14 protein-coding genes are annotated in these 13305 nt (G+C 56.8%); 6 read left to right on the forward strand and 8 right to left on the reverse strand.

Annotated features, from left to right (window positions below; translation table 11 throughout):
* Positions 1-20: 20 nt before the first annotated feature.
* From tauD to tauA, 4 genes are read right to left on the reverse strand one after another with little or no spacing between them, the layout of a single operon-like run.
* Positions 21-860 (reverse strand): taurine dioxygenase, encoded by an 840-nt coding sequence (tauD, locus tag ACMGGP_RS16195; RefSeq protein ID WP_033772975.1) that lies wholly within the window; start codon positions 858-860, stop codon positions 21-23.
* Complete coding sequence (gene tauC, locus ACMGGP_RS16200) at positions 857-1684, reverse strand: taurine ABC transporter permease TauC (protein ID WP_429323661.1); 828 nt, start codon at positions 1682-1684, stop codon at positions 857-859. The genes tauD and tauC overlap by 4 nt, the downstream gene beginning before the upstream one ends.
* Entirely contained in the window at positions 1681-2448 is a 768-nt protein-coding gene (tauB, locus tag ACMGGP_RS16205; RefSeq protein WP_154210766.1) for a taurine ABC transporter ATP-binding subunit, read from the reverse strand. Before tauB ends, tauC begins: the two co-directional genes overlap by 4 nt.
* Positions 2449-2457: 9 nt before the next feature.
* Complete coding sequence (gene tauA, locus ACMGGP_RS16210; protein WP_010253052.1) at positions 2458-3435, reverse strand: taurine ABC transporter substrate-binding protein; 978 nt, start codon at positions 3433-3435, stop codon at positions 2458-2460.
* Between the two features lie 236 nt (positions 3436-3671).
* Here tauA and ACMGGP_RS16215 point away from each other — a divergent pair, with 236 nt between their 5' ends.
* Positions 3672-4652, forward strand: coding sequence for a LacI family DNA-binding transcriptional regulator (locus ACMGGP_RS16215; RefSeq protein ID WP_010253055.1), 981 nt, complete (start codon positions 3672-3674; stop codon positions 4650-4652).
* 1 nt (position 4653) lies between these two features.
* Here the strand turns inward: ACMGGP_RS16215 and ACMGGP_RS16220 are convergent, their stop codons facing one another.
* Complete coding sequence (locus tag ACMGGP_RS16220) at positions 4654-5256, reverse strand: LysE family translocator (RefSeq protein ID WP_010671578.1); 603 nt, start codon at positions 5254-5256, stop codon at positions 4654-4656.
* 81 nt (positions 5257-5337) lie between these two features.
* On the opposite strand from ACMGGP_RS16220, the gene ACMGGP_RS16225 reads away from it, so the two are divergent.
* The 3 genes from ACMGGP_RS16225 to ACMGGP_RS16235 all read left to right on the forward strand — a co-directional run bounded on the left by ACMGGP_RS16225 (position 5338) and on the right by ACMGGP_RS16235 (position 7484).
* A complete protein-coding gene (locus ACMGGP_RS16225; RefSeq protein ID WP_498798634.1) occupies positions 5338-6330 on the forward strand; it encodes a hydrolase in 993 nt (330 codons plus the stop codon).
* Between the two features lie 4 nt (positions 6331-6334).
* The gene (locus ACMGGP_RS16230; protein ID WP_010253066.1) at positions 6335-6553 is read left to right on the forward strand and encodes a YheU family protein; all 219 of its coding nucleotides are present in this window, start codon (positions 6335-6337) and stop codon (positions 6551-6553) included.
* Between the two features lie 61 nt (positions 6554-6614).
* A complete protein-coding gene (locus tag ACMGGP_RS16235; protein WP_010253068.1) occupies positions 6615-7484 on the forward strand; it encodes a phosphoribulokinase in 870 nt (289 codons plus the stop codon).
* A gap of 466 nt (positions 7485-7950) precedes the next feature.
* Here ACMGGP_RS16235 and ACMGGP_RS16240 read toward each other — a convergent pair whose 3' ends face one another.
* Positions 7951-8355 carry an OsmC family protein gene (locus ACMGGP_RS16240; protein WP_010253071.1) on the reverse strand — a complete coding sequence of 135 codons (405 nt, stop codon included), beginning with the start codon at positions 8353-8355 and terminating at the stop codon, positions 7951-7953.
* 303 nt (positions 8356-8658) lie between these two features.
* Between ACMGGP_RS16240 and crp the strand changes: the two genes are divergently transcribed.
* Together crp and ACMGGP_RS16250 are read left to right on the forward strand one after the other, a co-directional pair.
* A complete protein-coding gene (gene crp / locus ACMGGP_RS16245; RefSeq protein ID WP_003852956.1) occupies positions 8659-9291 on the forward strand; it encodes a cAMP-activated global transcriptional regulator CRP in 633 nt (210 codons plus the stop codon).
* A gap of 57 nt (positions 9292-9348) precedes the next feature.
* Positions 9349-11424, forward strand: coding sequence for a YccS/YhfK family putative transporter (locus ACMGGP_RS16250; protein WP_064691046.1), 2076 nt, complete (start codon positions 9349-9351; stop codon positions 11422-11424).
* Position 11425: 1 nt separating this feature from the next.
* Here the strand turns inward: ACMGGP_RS16250 and argD are convergent, their stop codons facing one another.
* Together argD and ACMGGP_RS16260 are read right to left on the reverse strand one after the other, a co-directional pair.
* Positions 11426-12646, reverse strand: coding sequence for a bifunctional acetylornithine/succinyldiaminopimelate transaminase (gene argD / locus ACMGGP_RS16255; protein ID WP_022624054.1), 1221 nt, complete (start codon positions 12644-12646; stop codon positions 11426-11428).
* Positions 12647-12727: 81 nt separating this feature from the next.
* Entirely contained in the window at positions 12728-13303 is a 576-nt protein-coding gene (locus tag ACMGGP_RS16260) for an aminodeoxychorismate/anthranilate synthase component II (protein ID WP_033758980.1), read from the reverse strand.
* Between the last annotated feature and the right edge of the window lie 2 nt (positions 13304-13305).

Raw genomic sequence — 13305 nt, forward strand, 5'->3', positions numbered from 1 at the left:
GCGAGCGGGGAGATTCTCTTTTAACGGGGTTTATCGCCCAGCACCGTTGCCCGCTGCATAATGCGCCGGGCAGGATAGTAATCAGCATTGGCATAATGCTGCGTGACCCGATTATCCCAGATAGCCAGATCGTCTGGCTGCCAGCGCCAGCGCACCTGAAACTCCGGTTTGGTGGCGTGCGCAAACAGAAAGCCCAGCACCGCATCACTCTCTTTCTCGCTTAAATCGACGATCCGCGTGGTAAAGCCCTCATTCACAAACAGCGCTTTTTTGCCGCTGACCGGATGGGTGCGGATGACCGGATGCTGCACTGGCGGATGTTTTTCTACCGCCTGCTGCCAGCGCTGATGCTCGTCCTCGGTTTTGCGGTACTTATACTCCTGGAATGACTTTTTGAAATCATGCTCGGCATGGAGACCTGCCAGCAGCTGCTTAAAGGGTTCAGAGAGCGCTTCGTAAGCCGCAATGCCGCTGGTCCAGAGCGTGTCACCCCCCGACTCCGGTAACACCTTCGAGGCCAGCAAGGCGATCGCTGGCGGCGTATCAATAAAGGTGACATCGGTATGCCAGTTGTCATTATCTGGCGGATTATCCTGATGGGTATCCAGCACGATAATCTCCTCGACGCCTTCCGCATGCGGATAGACCGGATGGATGTGCAGATCGCCAAAGCGGATTGCCAGCGCGCGGTGCTGTTCCGGCGTTATTTTCTGGTCACGCAGAAACAGCACCTGATGACGCAGCAGGCCATGATAAAGCTGCTCAAACTGAGCATCACTCAGTGGGCGAGACACATCCAGGTTTGAGACCTGCGCGCCAATGTACGGGCCAAGCGGGGTAAAACTGAGACGTTCGTTCATGATTGTTCTCCACTCCAGGGCGTCAGACGGCGCTGCAACGCGCGGAGCCCGAGTTCTAAGCTAAAAGCAATAAAGGCGATTACCGCGATACCCGCCAGCACCACATCGGTGGCGAGGAATTCTCCTGCTGACTGCACCATAAAACCCAGACCCCGCGTGGCGGCAATCAGCTCAGCGGCCACCAGCGTTGACCAGCCAACCCCCAGACCGATGCGCAGACCGGTGAGGATCTCCGGCAACGCGCCTGGCAGAATCACCCAGCGCAGCAGTTGCCAGCGGTTAGCCCCCAGCGAGCGCGCCGCACGCAGTCGGACCTGCTGCGTGTTACGCACACCGGCCAGGGTGGAAAGCGTCACCGGCGCGAAAATCGCCAGATAGATCAGCAGGATTTTCGAGGTCTCACCAATGCCGAACCAGATCACCATCAATGGCAGATAGGCGAGTGGCGGAATCGGGCGATAGAGTTCAATCAGAGGATCGAGCAACCCGCGAGCGACCGGGCTGAGGCCCATCAGGATCCCTACAGGAATGCCGATGGCGGCAGCGGCAGTCAGCGCAATCAGCATTCGTGTCAAGCTGGCGGCCAGATGCTGCCACAGCGTGGCATCCATAAAGCCCTGCGCGCTGGCAATCAGCAGCAGCTTGCTTAACACCTGCTGCGGCGACGGCAGGAACAGCGGGGCAATCAGGCCCAGCGCGGTCACGCCCCACCAGAGCAGCAACAGCAGAGAGAGACTCAGCATGCTCAGCGTAAAGGCGGTTGAAAACGGCCAGCACAAACGACGGCGCACCGGCAGAGACTTGTCATTGATGAGTGCACTCATGCAAACGCCTCCCGCTGATCAAAGACCCGGCTCAGCACATACTCGCGCTGGGCGATAAACTGCGGATCGGATTTGATGCTGCGGCACGACTCCCCTGCGGCAAAGCGCTGACCAAAGCCAGGACGCAGCCGCTCAACGATGCGGCCCGGTCCTGGCGACAGCAGAATCAGTTCGCTGGCCAGGAAAATAGCCTCTTCTATGTCGTGCGTAATCAGCAGAACCTGTTTACCGCTGTCGCGCCACAGCGTCAGCAGCAGGGTTTGCATCTGCTCGCGGGTAAAGGCATCCAGTGCGCCGAAAGGCTCATCCAGCAATAGCAGTTGTGGATCGGTAGCCAGCGCGCGCGCAATGCCCACCCGCTGACGCTGACCGCCGGACAACTGCCAGATGGCGCGCTTTTCCGCGCCCTCCAGCCCCACCTGCCTGATTAACCGGCGGGCAATCGCGTCGCGATCCGGGCGCGACATCCCCGCCAGCTGCAGGCCAAAGGCGACGTTATCCAGCACATTGCGCCACGGCAGTAATCCTTCATGCTGAAACACCACGCCGCGCTCCGCACCAGGCCCGGTCACCGGCTGGTTATCCAGCGTGATGCTGCCCGACTCCACCGGCAGGAAACCGGCAACCAGATTGAGCAGTGTGGTTTTGCCGCAGCCGGAGGGGCCGAGCACCACCAGCAGTTCATGGCTATCCAGCTGCAGATTGATATCCTGCAACACCGGCTGTCCGGCATAACGGGCATTAAGGTGAGCGATGCGCAGCATAGTGCCTCCTTAAGGTTTAACTAATGGCTCGACGAAACGGGAGGTCACATAGCTGCTGTAGTCGTTATCCGCCTGCGGCACCCGGCCCTGCGCTTTCAGAAACTGCGCGGTATCGACGATCGCTTTATTGACCGGTTTGCCCAGTTGCTCAACCTGCTGCTGCGCCGTGAGGTAGGTATTGCCCTTCACCAGACCGGGCACCTGTGCTTCCGGCACACCGCTAAGGCGAGAGAGTTTGCTGAGGTTATCGGACTGTTTCAGCCAGCTGTCGGGGCTGTTCAGGTAGGCCTGCTGCGCGTCAAGCGCGCTGCGGGCAAAAGCAGTCACGATCTCCGGATGCTGCTGAGCAAAATCTTTGCGTACCACCCAGACATCCAGCGTCGGCGATCCCCAGCTTCCCACTTCCGCAGAGTCGGTTAACACCTTGCCCTCTTTTTCCAGCTCATTAACCGCCGGTGCCCAGACGTAAGCGCCATCAATGTCGCCACGCTGCCAGGCCGCGATAATTGCTGGCGGCTGCAGATTGACCAGCTGTACCTGTGATGGTTTGATGCCCCAGTGTTTCAGCGCAGCCAGCAGGCTGTAGTGGGTGGTAGAGATGAACGGCACCGCGATGCGCTTGCCAATTAAATCTTTGGGCGTGGTGATGTTCTTCTTCACCACCAGCGCTTCAGAGTTGCCCAGCTGAGAGGCGAGTAAAAAGGCTTCAATCGGCAGCTTCTGCGCCGCCGCGACCGCTAACGGGCTGGAACCGATATTGCCAATCTGGACGTCACCGGACGCCATCGCACGTAATACCCCGGCGCCGCTGTCAAACTTGCGCCAGTCAACGCTGGCCCCGCTCTCTTTCGCAAAGCTGTTGTCAGCCTGCGCCACTTTCGCCGGCTCAGCCGAGGTCTGGTAAGCCACGGTGACATTGACCGCATCAGCCCGAAACGCCAGCAGCGCCAGCGCTGCGGCTAAAAAAGTTAAACGTGTTGCTGCCATGATCACTACCCCACCGTTTTTATAGTGGAGGCAGTGTCTCTGCGCGCTATAGTTTCATAAAGGAATTAAAAATTATCCCTAATAGAAATAAGTTCTTAGATCACTATCTGCAAAACTAAGTCAAAAATCGCAAATGCTGAAAATAGCTAAAGTAAGCAAAAATGTCAGGCGCTCACATTGTCCCTGTGCTATTCATATGCGTTCCCAATTATTGCCTGTTAAGGTTTCTGAATCCGATGTCGATCGAGAAAGTCGCTCAGCTGGCTGGCGTCTCCAAAGCCACGGTATCGCGGGTTCTCAACGCGCATCCCGGCGTGAAGCCCGATACGCGTGAGAAAGTTCTGGCGGCAATCTCTGCCTGCGACTATCAGCCCAACTTACTGGCGCGTCAGCTGCGTACGTCGCAAAGCAACATGCTGCTGGTGCTGATCTCGGATATCACCAATCCCTTCTGTTCACGCGTGGTTCAGGGCATCGAGGCCGAAGCGGAACTGCACGGCTATCACATCCTGCTCTGTAACTCCGCCTCGCAGCTCCAGCGTGAAGCCGCTTATCTCTCCCTGCTGACCGGAAAAGTGGTGGATGGCGTAATTACGATGGATGCGGCCTCCGGTTTACAGGATTTGCAGGCGCTCATTGCCGGGGCGCCCTGGGTGCAGTGCTGCGAATTTGATCCGGATATTCCCGCCTCCTCGGTCAGCATTGATCACCTTGAAGCCGCGCGCGACACCGTCCATTACCTTGCCGGTAAAGGGCGTAAACGCATCGGGCTGATCAATGGCGACATGCGTTACCTTTACTCACATCATCGTGAAAAGGGCTACCGGCAGGCGATTGAGGAGCTGGGGTATGCGTGGTCCGGCGTCTCCTACACTTACGAAATCTCCTGTGAGGCGGGCAGTCAGGGGCTGAGGGAGTTGATGGCGCTGCCGGAACCGCCGGATGCGGTGTTTGCGGTTTCAGATGTGCTGGCGGTAGGCGTGGTGCATGCGGCGCTGGAAGCGGGTTTGCGCGTGCCGGAAGATCTGGCGGTGGTCGGGTTTGATGGCGTGTCGTTTACCCGCAGCCTGAATCCGCCGCTGACGACCATCGAGCAGCCGATGAACCAGCTGGGCGCGCGTAGCGTGCAATTGCTGCTGCAGAAGATCCGCAATCCTAATGCGCCAGTCATCCGCGAGGTGCTGCCCTGGACGCGCGTTGAACGCGCATCCAGCTAATTTAGTGCCAGATTAACAGCACGCAGGCGGCGGTCAGCAGCCCCATGGCGAGGTTAAAAATTTTCCAGGCGCGACGGCTGCGCAGAATGCGGCCGATCATCGCACCAAATCCCATCCAGATAACACCCGATACCAGATTAACCAGAAACATGCCGATGCTTATCGCCATCACTGAATGGCGATATGCGTCACCGGCCAGGCTGAAGCTGGCGACCGCGCCCAGCGCCATCAGCCAGGCCTTGGGATTGATCAACTGCAACAATCCGCCCTGCCAGAAGGGCATCGGCGCATCCGGCGCCTGATCGGTTTCCAGCTTCTCATAACTGGCAGTAGCGATTTTCCATGCCAGCCAGAGCAGATAGAGGCTACCGGCGATTTTCAGCACCAGGTGCAGCGAAGGATAGAGCAGGATCAGCCCGCCGACGCCAAAGGCCACCATCAGCAGCATCACCTGCATTCCGATCATGATGCCAATCATCAGCGGAATGGTGCGCATAAAGCCAAAATTAGCGCCCGAGGCGGTGAGTAACATATTATTAGGCCCGGGCGTAATGGCCGCGACCCAAAGAAATCCCAACATTGATAAGAAAAGACTCAGTTCCATGGCAATCGGGTACTCCTTACCCTGCAAGAAAAAACTTATCGAAGCTAACAGTGTGATATGGAACAGACAAGCTTTTACCACATGAAATTTACCGGACCGGAAAACGAGCACTTCACGCCTCCTGAGAGTCTGCGTAATGCGCACCTGCAGACCCTGCTGCCGCGCCTGCTACGTCGTCGTATCGCGGGCGATCCCCACTGGCAACGTCTCGACCTGCCGGATGGCGACTTTGTCGATCTCGCCTGGAGTGAAGATCCGCAGTTCGCGCAGCATAAACCGCGCGTGGTGCTGTTTCATGGGCTGGAGGGCAGTTTTCATAGCCCCTATATTCATGGACTGATGGCGATCTGCCGCGCGCGCGGCTGGCTGGCGGTGGTGATGCATTTTCGCGGCTGCAGCGGCGAACCGAATCGGCTCAACCGTATCTATCACTCTGGCGAAACCGAAGATGCCCGCTTTTTTCTGCACTGGCTGCGCACCCGCTGGGGCCGCGTACCCACCGCCGCGGTGGGTTTCTCGCTGGGCGGTAACATGCTGGGCTGCCTGCTGGGCCAGCAGGGCGCAGCCGCTGAGGTAGACGCGGGCGTCATTGTCTCCGCTCCGCTGCTGCTGGAGCCCTGTAGCGTAAAACTGGAACGCGGCTTCTCACGCGTCTATCAATACTATTTGCTGGCGCAGCTCAAGAAAAATGCCCGCCGCAAACTGCACGCCTGGCCGGATACGCTGCCGGTCAATCTGGCGCAGCTGAAAGCGCTACGTCGACTGCGCGATTTTGATGATGCCATTACCGCCCGCGCCCACGGTTTTCTGGATGCGGCCGATTACTATCATCGTGCCAGCGCCATGCCCTGGCTGAAGCACGCAGAGAAACCGCTGCTGATCATTCACGCCAAAGATGATCCTTTTATGAGTGATGAGGTGATCCCGCACAGCAGCCAATTATCTGCCACTATTACTTATCAACTGACACCACACGGCGGCCATGTAGGTTTTGTTGGTGGGACATTACGCCAGCCTGAAATGTGGCTGGAACAGCGTATCCCCCAGTGGATCGCCCCTTTTCTGGATAACTGATCTCGTGATTATTCCCTGGCAACAGGTCTCACCTGAGACCCTTGAAAATCTGATTGAAACCTTTGTGCTGCGCGAAGGCACGGACTATGGCGAGCAGGAACGCAGCCTGATCGACAAGGTGGCCGATGTGCGACGTCAGCTGGAAACGGGTGAAGTGGTACTGGTGTGGTCGGAACTGCACGAATCGGTCAATATCATGCCGCGCAAAGAATTTCGTGGCTGATGCACCCAACGGCATTTCGTGTTAACAATGCCTATTGCCCGACCTCACAGGGAGCTTTTCTATGTCTGCACGTCATCCCATTATCGCGGTGACTGGTTCCAGCGGCGCAGGGACCACCACCACCAGCGTGGCGTTTCGCAAAATCTTTCAGCAGCTCGATCTTCATGCGGCGGAGCTGGAAGGTGACAGTTTTCACCGCTTTACCCGCCCTGAAATGGATATGGCGATTCGTAAGGCGCGCGATTTAGGACGTCATGTCAGCTACTTCGGCCCGGAAGCCAATGACTTTGGCCTGCTGGAGCAGAGCTTTAAAGAGTATGGTCAGAGCGGACAGGGCCAGTCGCGTAAATATCTGCACACCTATGATGAAGCAGTGCCGTGGAATCAGGTGCCCGGCACCTTTACGCCGTGGCAACCGCTGCCGCAGAACACCGATATTCTCTTCTACGAAGGGCTGCACGGCGGCGTGGTAACGGCGCAGCACAACGTAGCAGAACAGGTTGATCTGCTGGTTGGCGTGGTGCCGATTGTGAACCTGGAGTGGATTCAGAAGCTGGTGCGCGACACCGGCGAGCGCGGCCATTCACGTGAAGCGGTCATGGATTCGGTGGTGCGTTCGATGGAAGATTACATCAACTTCATCACACCACAGTTCTCACGCACTCACCTCAACTTTCAGCGCGTCCCGACGGTCGATACCTCAAACCCGTTCGCTGCCCGCGCTATTCCGTCACTGGATGAGAGCTTTGTGGTGATCCACTTCCAGGCGCTGGAAGATATCGACCTCCCCTATCTGCTGGCGATGCTGCAGGGCTCGTTTATCTCGCACATCAATACGCTGGTGGTGCCTGGCGGCAAAATGGGTCTGGCGATGGAGTTGATCATGGGTCCGCTGGTGAAGCGGCTGATGGAAGGCAAGCGAATAGAGTAAGAGGCCAGCAAAAACCGCTCTGAGAGCAGATGTCTTTCATAAAGATGGTAAAACTGGCTTTCCTGCGGCTAAAGACTTACCGCTGAGCAGGCTTCAGGGAGCATAAACCTTTCGCAAAGACGCAAAACCGCCATCCCTGGCAGGCTCAGCGCGGGCCATCCCTGGCCCGCGATGCTTTGCTACAGGTATATGCTCCCTTCGCTTCACGTCCGGCAACCGCATCCGGTTTCAGGAAGGTCGCTACAGACAACGCCTGGGCAGAAAGAATCTGGCAGCAATAGATAAGTTCAACACGCTGGGAACCGGGTCAGAAGAGGAAAGCGTCCCGCGCCAGGGACGGCGCGGGCCGAGCGGCCAGGGATTGGCTTAAGCGACTTTCCGATCTGACCCGGTTCCCAGCGCAGGCACAGTCTGACAGCAGAGCACGACAGATTTTGCCCGCGACCTTAAAAGATCCCTGCTGGTACTAAAGTTCGATCACTTCATAGCTATGGGTAATGTTGACGCCTTTACCCAGCATGATGGCCACAGAGCAATATTTTTCAGCAGAAAGATCCACGGCGCGTGATACCGCTTTATCCTGGAGGGCTTTACCACTCACGATAAAATGCAGGTTGATGTGCGTAAAGATTCGCGGCGCCTCTTCACGACGTTCTGAGGTCAGTTTTACTTCACAATCAGCCACATCGTTTCGGCCTTTTTGCAGAATTGATACCACGTCAATCGCGCTGCATCCGCCCGCCGCCATCAGCACCATCTCCATTGGGCTGGGCGCTTTATCACCCGAATTTCCATCCATCAGTATCTGATGGCCGGATGAGGATTCTCCGAGGAATGTCAGCCCTTCTACCCATTTCACTCTTGCCTGCATGATTTTTGCTCCGGAATACGCTGTTTTGTCGCCAGAGTACGCTTTCGCCTGGTAAACAGCAATCCAGAGAAATCCGCCCGTAGCTGAAGCGAGACAACAGAAGACAGTCGGCAAAAGCTGTGCTACAAACAGTGCTGAAAATATTTTTCGTCACCCGATGACGAAGCCGGGAAGGATGATGCGCACTGCGCCTGATGCGGCCCGAATAATTTCCTGAAATGGAAACGCTTGAAGCTTTCACCGCCTGACAGGGAAAACTGCCCCCTGTATTTTGGGCACGATTACAACAGAGGATAATAGCGAATGGTTCTCGGCAAACCGCAAACAGACCCTACACTCGAATGGTTCCTGTCCCATTGCCATATTCACAAGTATCCATCCAAAAGTACGCTGATTCACCAAGGTGAAAAAGCAGAAACGCTTTACTACATCGTGAAAGGTTCCGTTGCGGTTCTGATTAAAGATGAAGAAGGCAAAGAGATGATTCTTTCCTACCTGAATCAGGGCGATTTTATTGGTGAACTTGGCCTGTTCGAAGAAGGCCAGGAGCGCAGCGCCTGGGTACGTGCGAAAAGCGCGTGCGAAGTGGCGGAAATTTCTTACAAGAAATTCCGTCAGTTGATCCAGGTTAACCCTGACATCCTGATGCGACTCTCATCGCAGATGGCGCGTCGCCTGCAGGTGACGTCTGAAAAAGTGGGTAACCTCGCTTTCCTCGACGTAACCGGACGCATTGCACAGACCCTGCTCAACCTGGCGAAGCAGCCAGATGCCATGACGCATCCCGACGGCATGCAAATTAAAATCACTCGTCAGGAAATTGGCCAGATTGTTGGTTGTTCACGTGAAACCGTGGGCCGTATTTTGAAGATGCTGGAAGATCAGAACCTGATCTCCGCACACGGCAAAACCATCGTCGTTTACGGCACCCGCTAATTCCTGTCACCCACGGCGTGATGGCAACATCACGCCGTTATTGTTTGTGTTGGGCCGATGTGGCGTCGAATTATTTACCATCCTGAAGTTAACTACGCCTTGCGGCAAACGCTGGTGCTCTGTCTGCCGGTGGCGCTGGGCTGGCTGGCTGGCGACCTGCAAAAAGGTCTGCTGTTCTCATTAGTGCCCGCCTGCTGCAACATCGCCGGTCTGGATACCCCGCATAAACGCTTCTTCAAACGCCTGATTGTTGGCGGCAGCCTGTTTGCCCTCGGCAGCTTTCTGATGCAGTGGCTCACCCTGCATGCTATTCCGCTGCCGCTGATTCTGTTTGCCATGCCCTTATTGCTCGGCGTTACCGGGGAGATCAGCCCGCTGCATGGTCGTCTGCTGCCCGGCACCCTGATTGCCGCCATCTTTACCCTGAGCCTGATTGGCCGCATGCCAATCTATGTTCCCCCGCTGCTCTATATCGGCGGCACGCTATGGTACGGGCTCTTTAACTGGTTCTGGTTCTGGCTGTGGAAAGAGCAGCCAATGCGCGAAAGCCTGAGCCTGATCTATCGCGAGCTGGCTAACTACTGCGACGCAAAATATACCCTGCTGACGCAGCTGACCGATCCGGAAAAGGCGCTGCCGCCGCTGCTGGCTCGTCAGCAGAAAGTGGTCGATCTGATTAACACCTGTTATCAGCAGATGCATATGCTGTCGGCAAGCCGCGATCACAGCCATAAACGGCTGACGCGCGCCTTTCAGGTGGCGCTGGATCTGCAGGAACATATCTCGGTCAGCCTGCATCGGCCGGAAGAGGTGCAGAAGCTGGTCGAACAGAGCCACGCCGAAGCGGTGATCCGCTGGAATGCCAAAACCATCTCGGCCCGGTTGCGGGTGCTGGCGGATAACATTCTCTATCACCAGCTACCCGATCGCTTTGCGATGGATAAACAGCTCGGCGCGCTGGAGAAAATCGCCCACCAGCATCCCGACAATCCGGTGGGTAACTTCTGCCTTTACCACTTCAACCGTATTGCGCGGGTTCTGCGCACCCAGAAACCCCTTTATCAGCGCGATCTGATGGCTGACCGCCAGCGCCGTCTGCCGCTGTTACCGGCGCTGCGCAGTTATCTCTCTTTACGTTCATCGGCCCTGCGCACTGCCGGCCGCTTTGCGGTGATGCTGATGCTGGGCAGCGCGCTGGCGCTGTTCTTCAACATCCCCAAACCCTACTGGATCCTGATGACCATCATGTTCGTCAGCCAGAACGGCTACAGCGCTACCCGTGTCCGCATTCAGCACCGGGCGCTGGGCACTTTTGCCGGTCTGGTGATCGCGGCCGCCACGCTGCGCATGGCGGTGCCGGAGTCGCTGGTGCTGCTGATCATGCTGGCGATTACCTTTATCAGCTATCGCTTTACCCGCCAGTTTTATGGCTGGTCGATGATTGGCTTTACGGTCACGGCGGTTTACTCGCTGCAGTTGCTGTCGCTGAATGGCGCGCAGTTTCTGCTGCCGCGACTCATGGATACGCTGATGGGTTGTCTGATCGCCTTTGGCGGGATGCTCTGGCTGTGGCCGCAGTGGCAGAGCGGCTTACTGCGGCAGAACGCCCATGACGCACTGGAAACTTATCAGGATGCGCTGCGGCTGTTGCTGGGTGACGAACAGTCACCAGAGAAACTGGCTTATCAGCGCGTGAAGGTCAATCAGGCACACAATGCGCTGTTTAACTCACTGAATCAGGCGATGCAGGAACCCGCGTTCAACTCCCGCTATCTGAGTGATATGCGGCTTTGGGTCACGCACAGTCAGTTTATCGTCGAGCATATCAACGCCATGACGATTCTGGCGCGTGAGCACACCATGCTCACTGCCTCGCTGGCTGAGCGTTACCTGCAATCCTGTGAAATCGCGCTGCAGCGGTGTCAGCAGCGGCTGGAATATGATGGTGAAAGCTCACAGGTTAACCTGCTGGATGAGCTGGAGAACATCAGTGAGGGACCGATCACGGTGGTGGAGCAGCATGTGCGGCGCATTCTCGATCATCTGAGCGTGATGTACACCATTTCATCGCTGGCGTGGAACCAGCGGCCGCAACATGGCCGCTGGCTGATCAGACGCTTACGTAAAAACTAAGCTAGCCGTTGAGCACGTTGCCGACGGCCGTGGCGAAGCGGCTCATGCCCTCTTCGATGTCGGCAGGCTCAATGATCAGTGACGGGGCAAAACGCATCACGTCAGTGCCGGCAACCAGCACCATCACGCCTTCTGCGGCCGCGGCATTCAGGATGTCGCGTGCTTTACCGGCATGCTGCGGTTTAAGCGCCGCGCCAATCAGCAGACCCTTGCCACGAATATCGCTGAAGAGATCATACTTCGCATCGATGGCCTGCAGCGCCGTGACAAAGTGCTGACGACGTGTCTCAACGCCTGCCAGCACCTCCGGCGTATTGATAATATCTAGCGCGGTTTCGGCGATGGCGCAGGCGAGTGGATTGCCGCCATAGGTGGTGCCATGCACGCCCGGCGCCATGGTCGAGGCGATCTCGTTAGTGGTCAGCATGGCGCTGACCGGGAAACCGCCGCCCAGCGCTTTGGCTGAGGTCAGAATATCGGGCTGGATGCCATAATGCTCATAGGCGAACAGCTTGCCGCTGCGCCCCATGCCGCTCTGCACTTCATCCAGCACCAGCAGCGCCTGATGCTGATCGCAAAGCTCACGCAGTCCCTGCATAAACTCCTGCGTTGCGGGCACGACGCCACCCTCCCCCTGAATCGGTTCAACCACAATGGCGCAGGTGTGATCGTCAATCACCGCTTTTACTGCGTTCAGATCATTGAACGGCACATGAACGATATCCGCCGGTTTAGGCCCGAACCCATCAGAATATTTTGGCTGTCCGCCGACCGTGACGGTAAACAGCGTCCGGCCATGAAAGGCGTTATGAAAGGCGATAATCTTACTTTTGAATGGGCTGTGACGTTTGCAGGCGTAGTAGCGCGCCAGCTTAAAGGCGGCCTCGTTGGCTTCGGCCCCGGAGTTAGCGAAGAAGACCCGCTCGGCAAAGGTCGCCTGAATTAACTTACTGGCAAGACGCAGCGCCGGTTCGTTGGTGAAGACGTTGCTGGTGTGCCACAGCGTCTCGCCCTGACTTTTCAGCGTCTCCACCAGCGCAGGATGGCAGTGTCCAAGTGCGGTGACGGCGATACCACCTGAGAAATCGATATACTCTTTGCCCTGCTGATCCCATACACGACTGCCCTTGCCTTTTACCGGCACGAACTGCGCAGGTGCATAAACAGGCAAAATAACGTTATCGAACGTCTCCCGCGTGACCGCAATTTTTTCGGCTGCCATTGATGACCCCATTTAGATGATTGATGTGCAACTTTGAAATAATAATCACAAAATATGCATAAAAAATCACTCAAAGGCAACTTATTGCTCAAGGAAATTGCGCAGCAGCTGATGTCCCTGCTCGCTGAGAATGCTTTCGGGATGGAACTGCACGCCTTCCAGCGCCAGGGTTTTATGACGGAATCCCATAATTTCGTCAGGCTCGCCGTCACGCACCGTCCAGGCAGTCACCTCGAAGGCATCTGGCAGAGAGTCGCGCTGTACAATCAGCGAATGGTAGCGGGTCACTGTCAGTGGATTATTCAGAGTGCGGAACACGCCCTGTCCGGTGTGCTGAATCGCAGAGGTTTTGCCGTGCATCACCTGACGCGCACGCACGACCTGCGCGCCATACGCCTGCGCAATTGCCTGATGGCCCAGACAGACGCCCAGCACCGGCAGCTGACCGGCGAAATGCCGGATCGCCGCCAGCGAAATGCCTGACTCCGACGGCGTGCAGGGACCAGGGGAGATCACCAGATGAGTCAGCGGTAACGCCGCCATCTGCTCCAGCGTGATGGCATCATTGCGCACTACCTGAACCTGCGCGCCCAGCTCGCAGAAATATTGATAAAGATTCCAGGTAAAGGAGTCGTAATTGTCGATAAGCAGCAGCATGG

Origin of the sequence: Curtobacterium sp. BNK-1 (assembly GCF_048685235.1) — a bacterium.
Lineage (GTDB): Bacteria > Pseudomonadota > Gammaproteobacteria > Enterobacterales > Enterobacteriaceae > Pantoea > Pantoea agglomerans.

Coding starts and splice junctions, on each gene's coding strand:
- tauC (WP_429323661.1), bottom strand. CDS start 1,684: ATGAGTGCACTCATCAATGACAAGTCTCTGCCGGTGCGCCGTCGTTTG.
- crp (WP_003852956.1), top strand. CDS start 8,659: ATGGTTCTCGGCAAACCGCAAACAGACCCTACACTCGAATGGTTCCTG.
- ACMGGP_RS16240 (WP_010253071.1), bottom strand. CDS start 8,355: ATGCAGGCAAGAGTGAAATGGGTAGAAGGGCTGACATTCCTCGGAGAA.
- ACMGGP_RS16260 (WP_033758980.1), bottom strand. CDS start 13,303: ATGCTGCTGCTTATCGACAATTACGACTCCTTTACCTGGAATCTTTAT.
- tauB (WP_154210766.1), bottom strand. CDS start 2,448: ATGCTGCGCATCGCTCACCTTAATGCCCGTTATGCCGGACAGCCGGTG.
- tauA (WP_010253052.1), bottom strand. CDS start 3,435: ATGGCAGCAACACGTTTAACTTTTTTAGCCGCAGCGCTGGCGCTGCTG.
- ACMGGP_RS16235 (WP_010253068.1), top strand. CDS start 6,615: ATGTCTGCACGTCATCCCATTATCGCGGTGACTGGTTCCAGCGGCGCA.
- argD (WP_022624054.1), bottom strand. CDS start 12,646: ATGGCAGCCGAAAAAATTGCGGTCACGCGGGAGACGTTCGATAACGTT.
- ACMGGP_RS16225 (WP_498798634.1), top strand. CDS start 5,338: ATGAAATTTACCGGACCGGAAAACGAGCACTTCACGCCTCCTGAGAGT.
- tauD (WP_033772975.1), bottom strand. CDS start 860: ATGAACGAACGTCTCAGTTTTACCCCGCTTGGCCCGTACATTGGCGCG.
- ACMGGP_RS16250 (WP_064691046.1), top strand. CDS start 9,349: ATGTGGCGTCGAATTATTTACCATCCTGAAGTTAACTACGCCTTGCGG.
- ACMGGP_RS16215 (WP_010253055.1), top strand. CDS start 3,672: ATGTCGATCGAGAAAGTCGCTCAGCTGGCTGGCGTCTCCAAAGCCACG.
- ACMGGP_RS16220 (WP_010671578.1), bottom strand. CDS start 5,256: ATGGAACTGAGTCTTTTCTTATCAATGTTGGGATTTCTTTGGGTCGCG.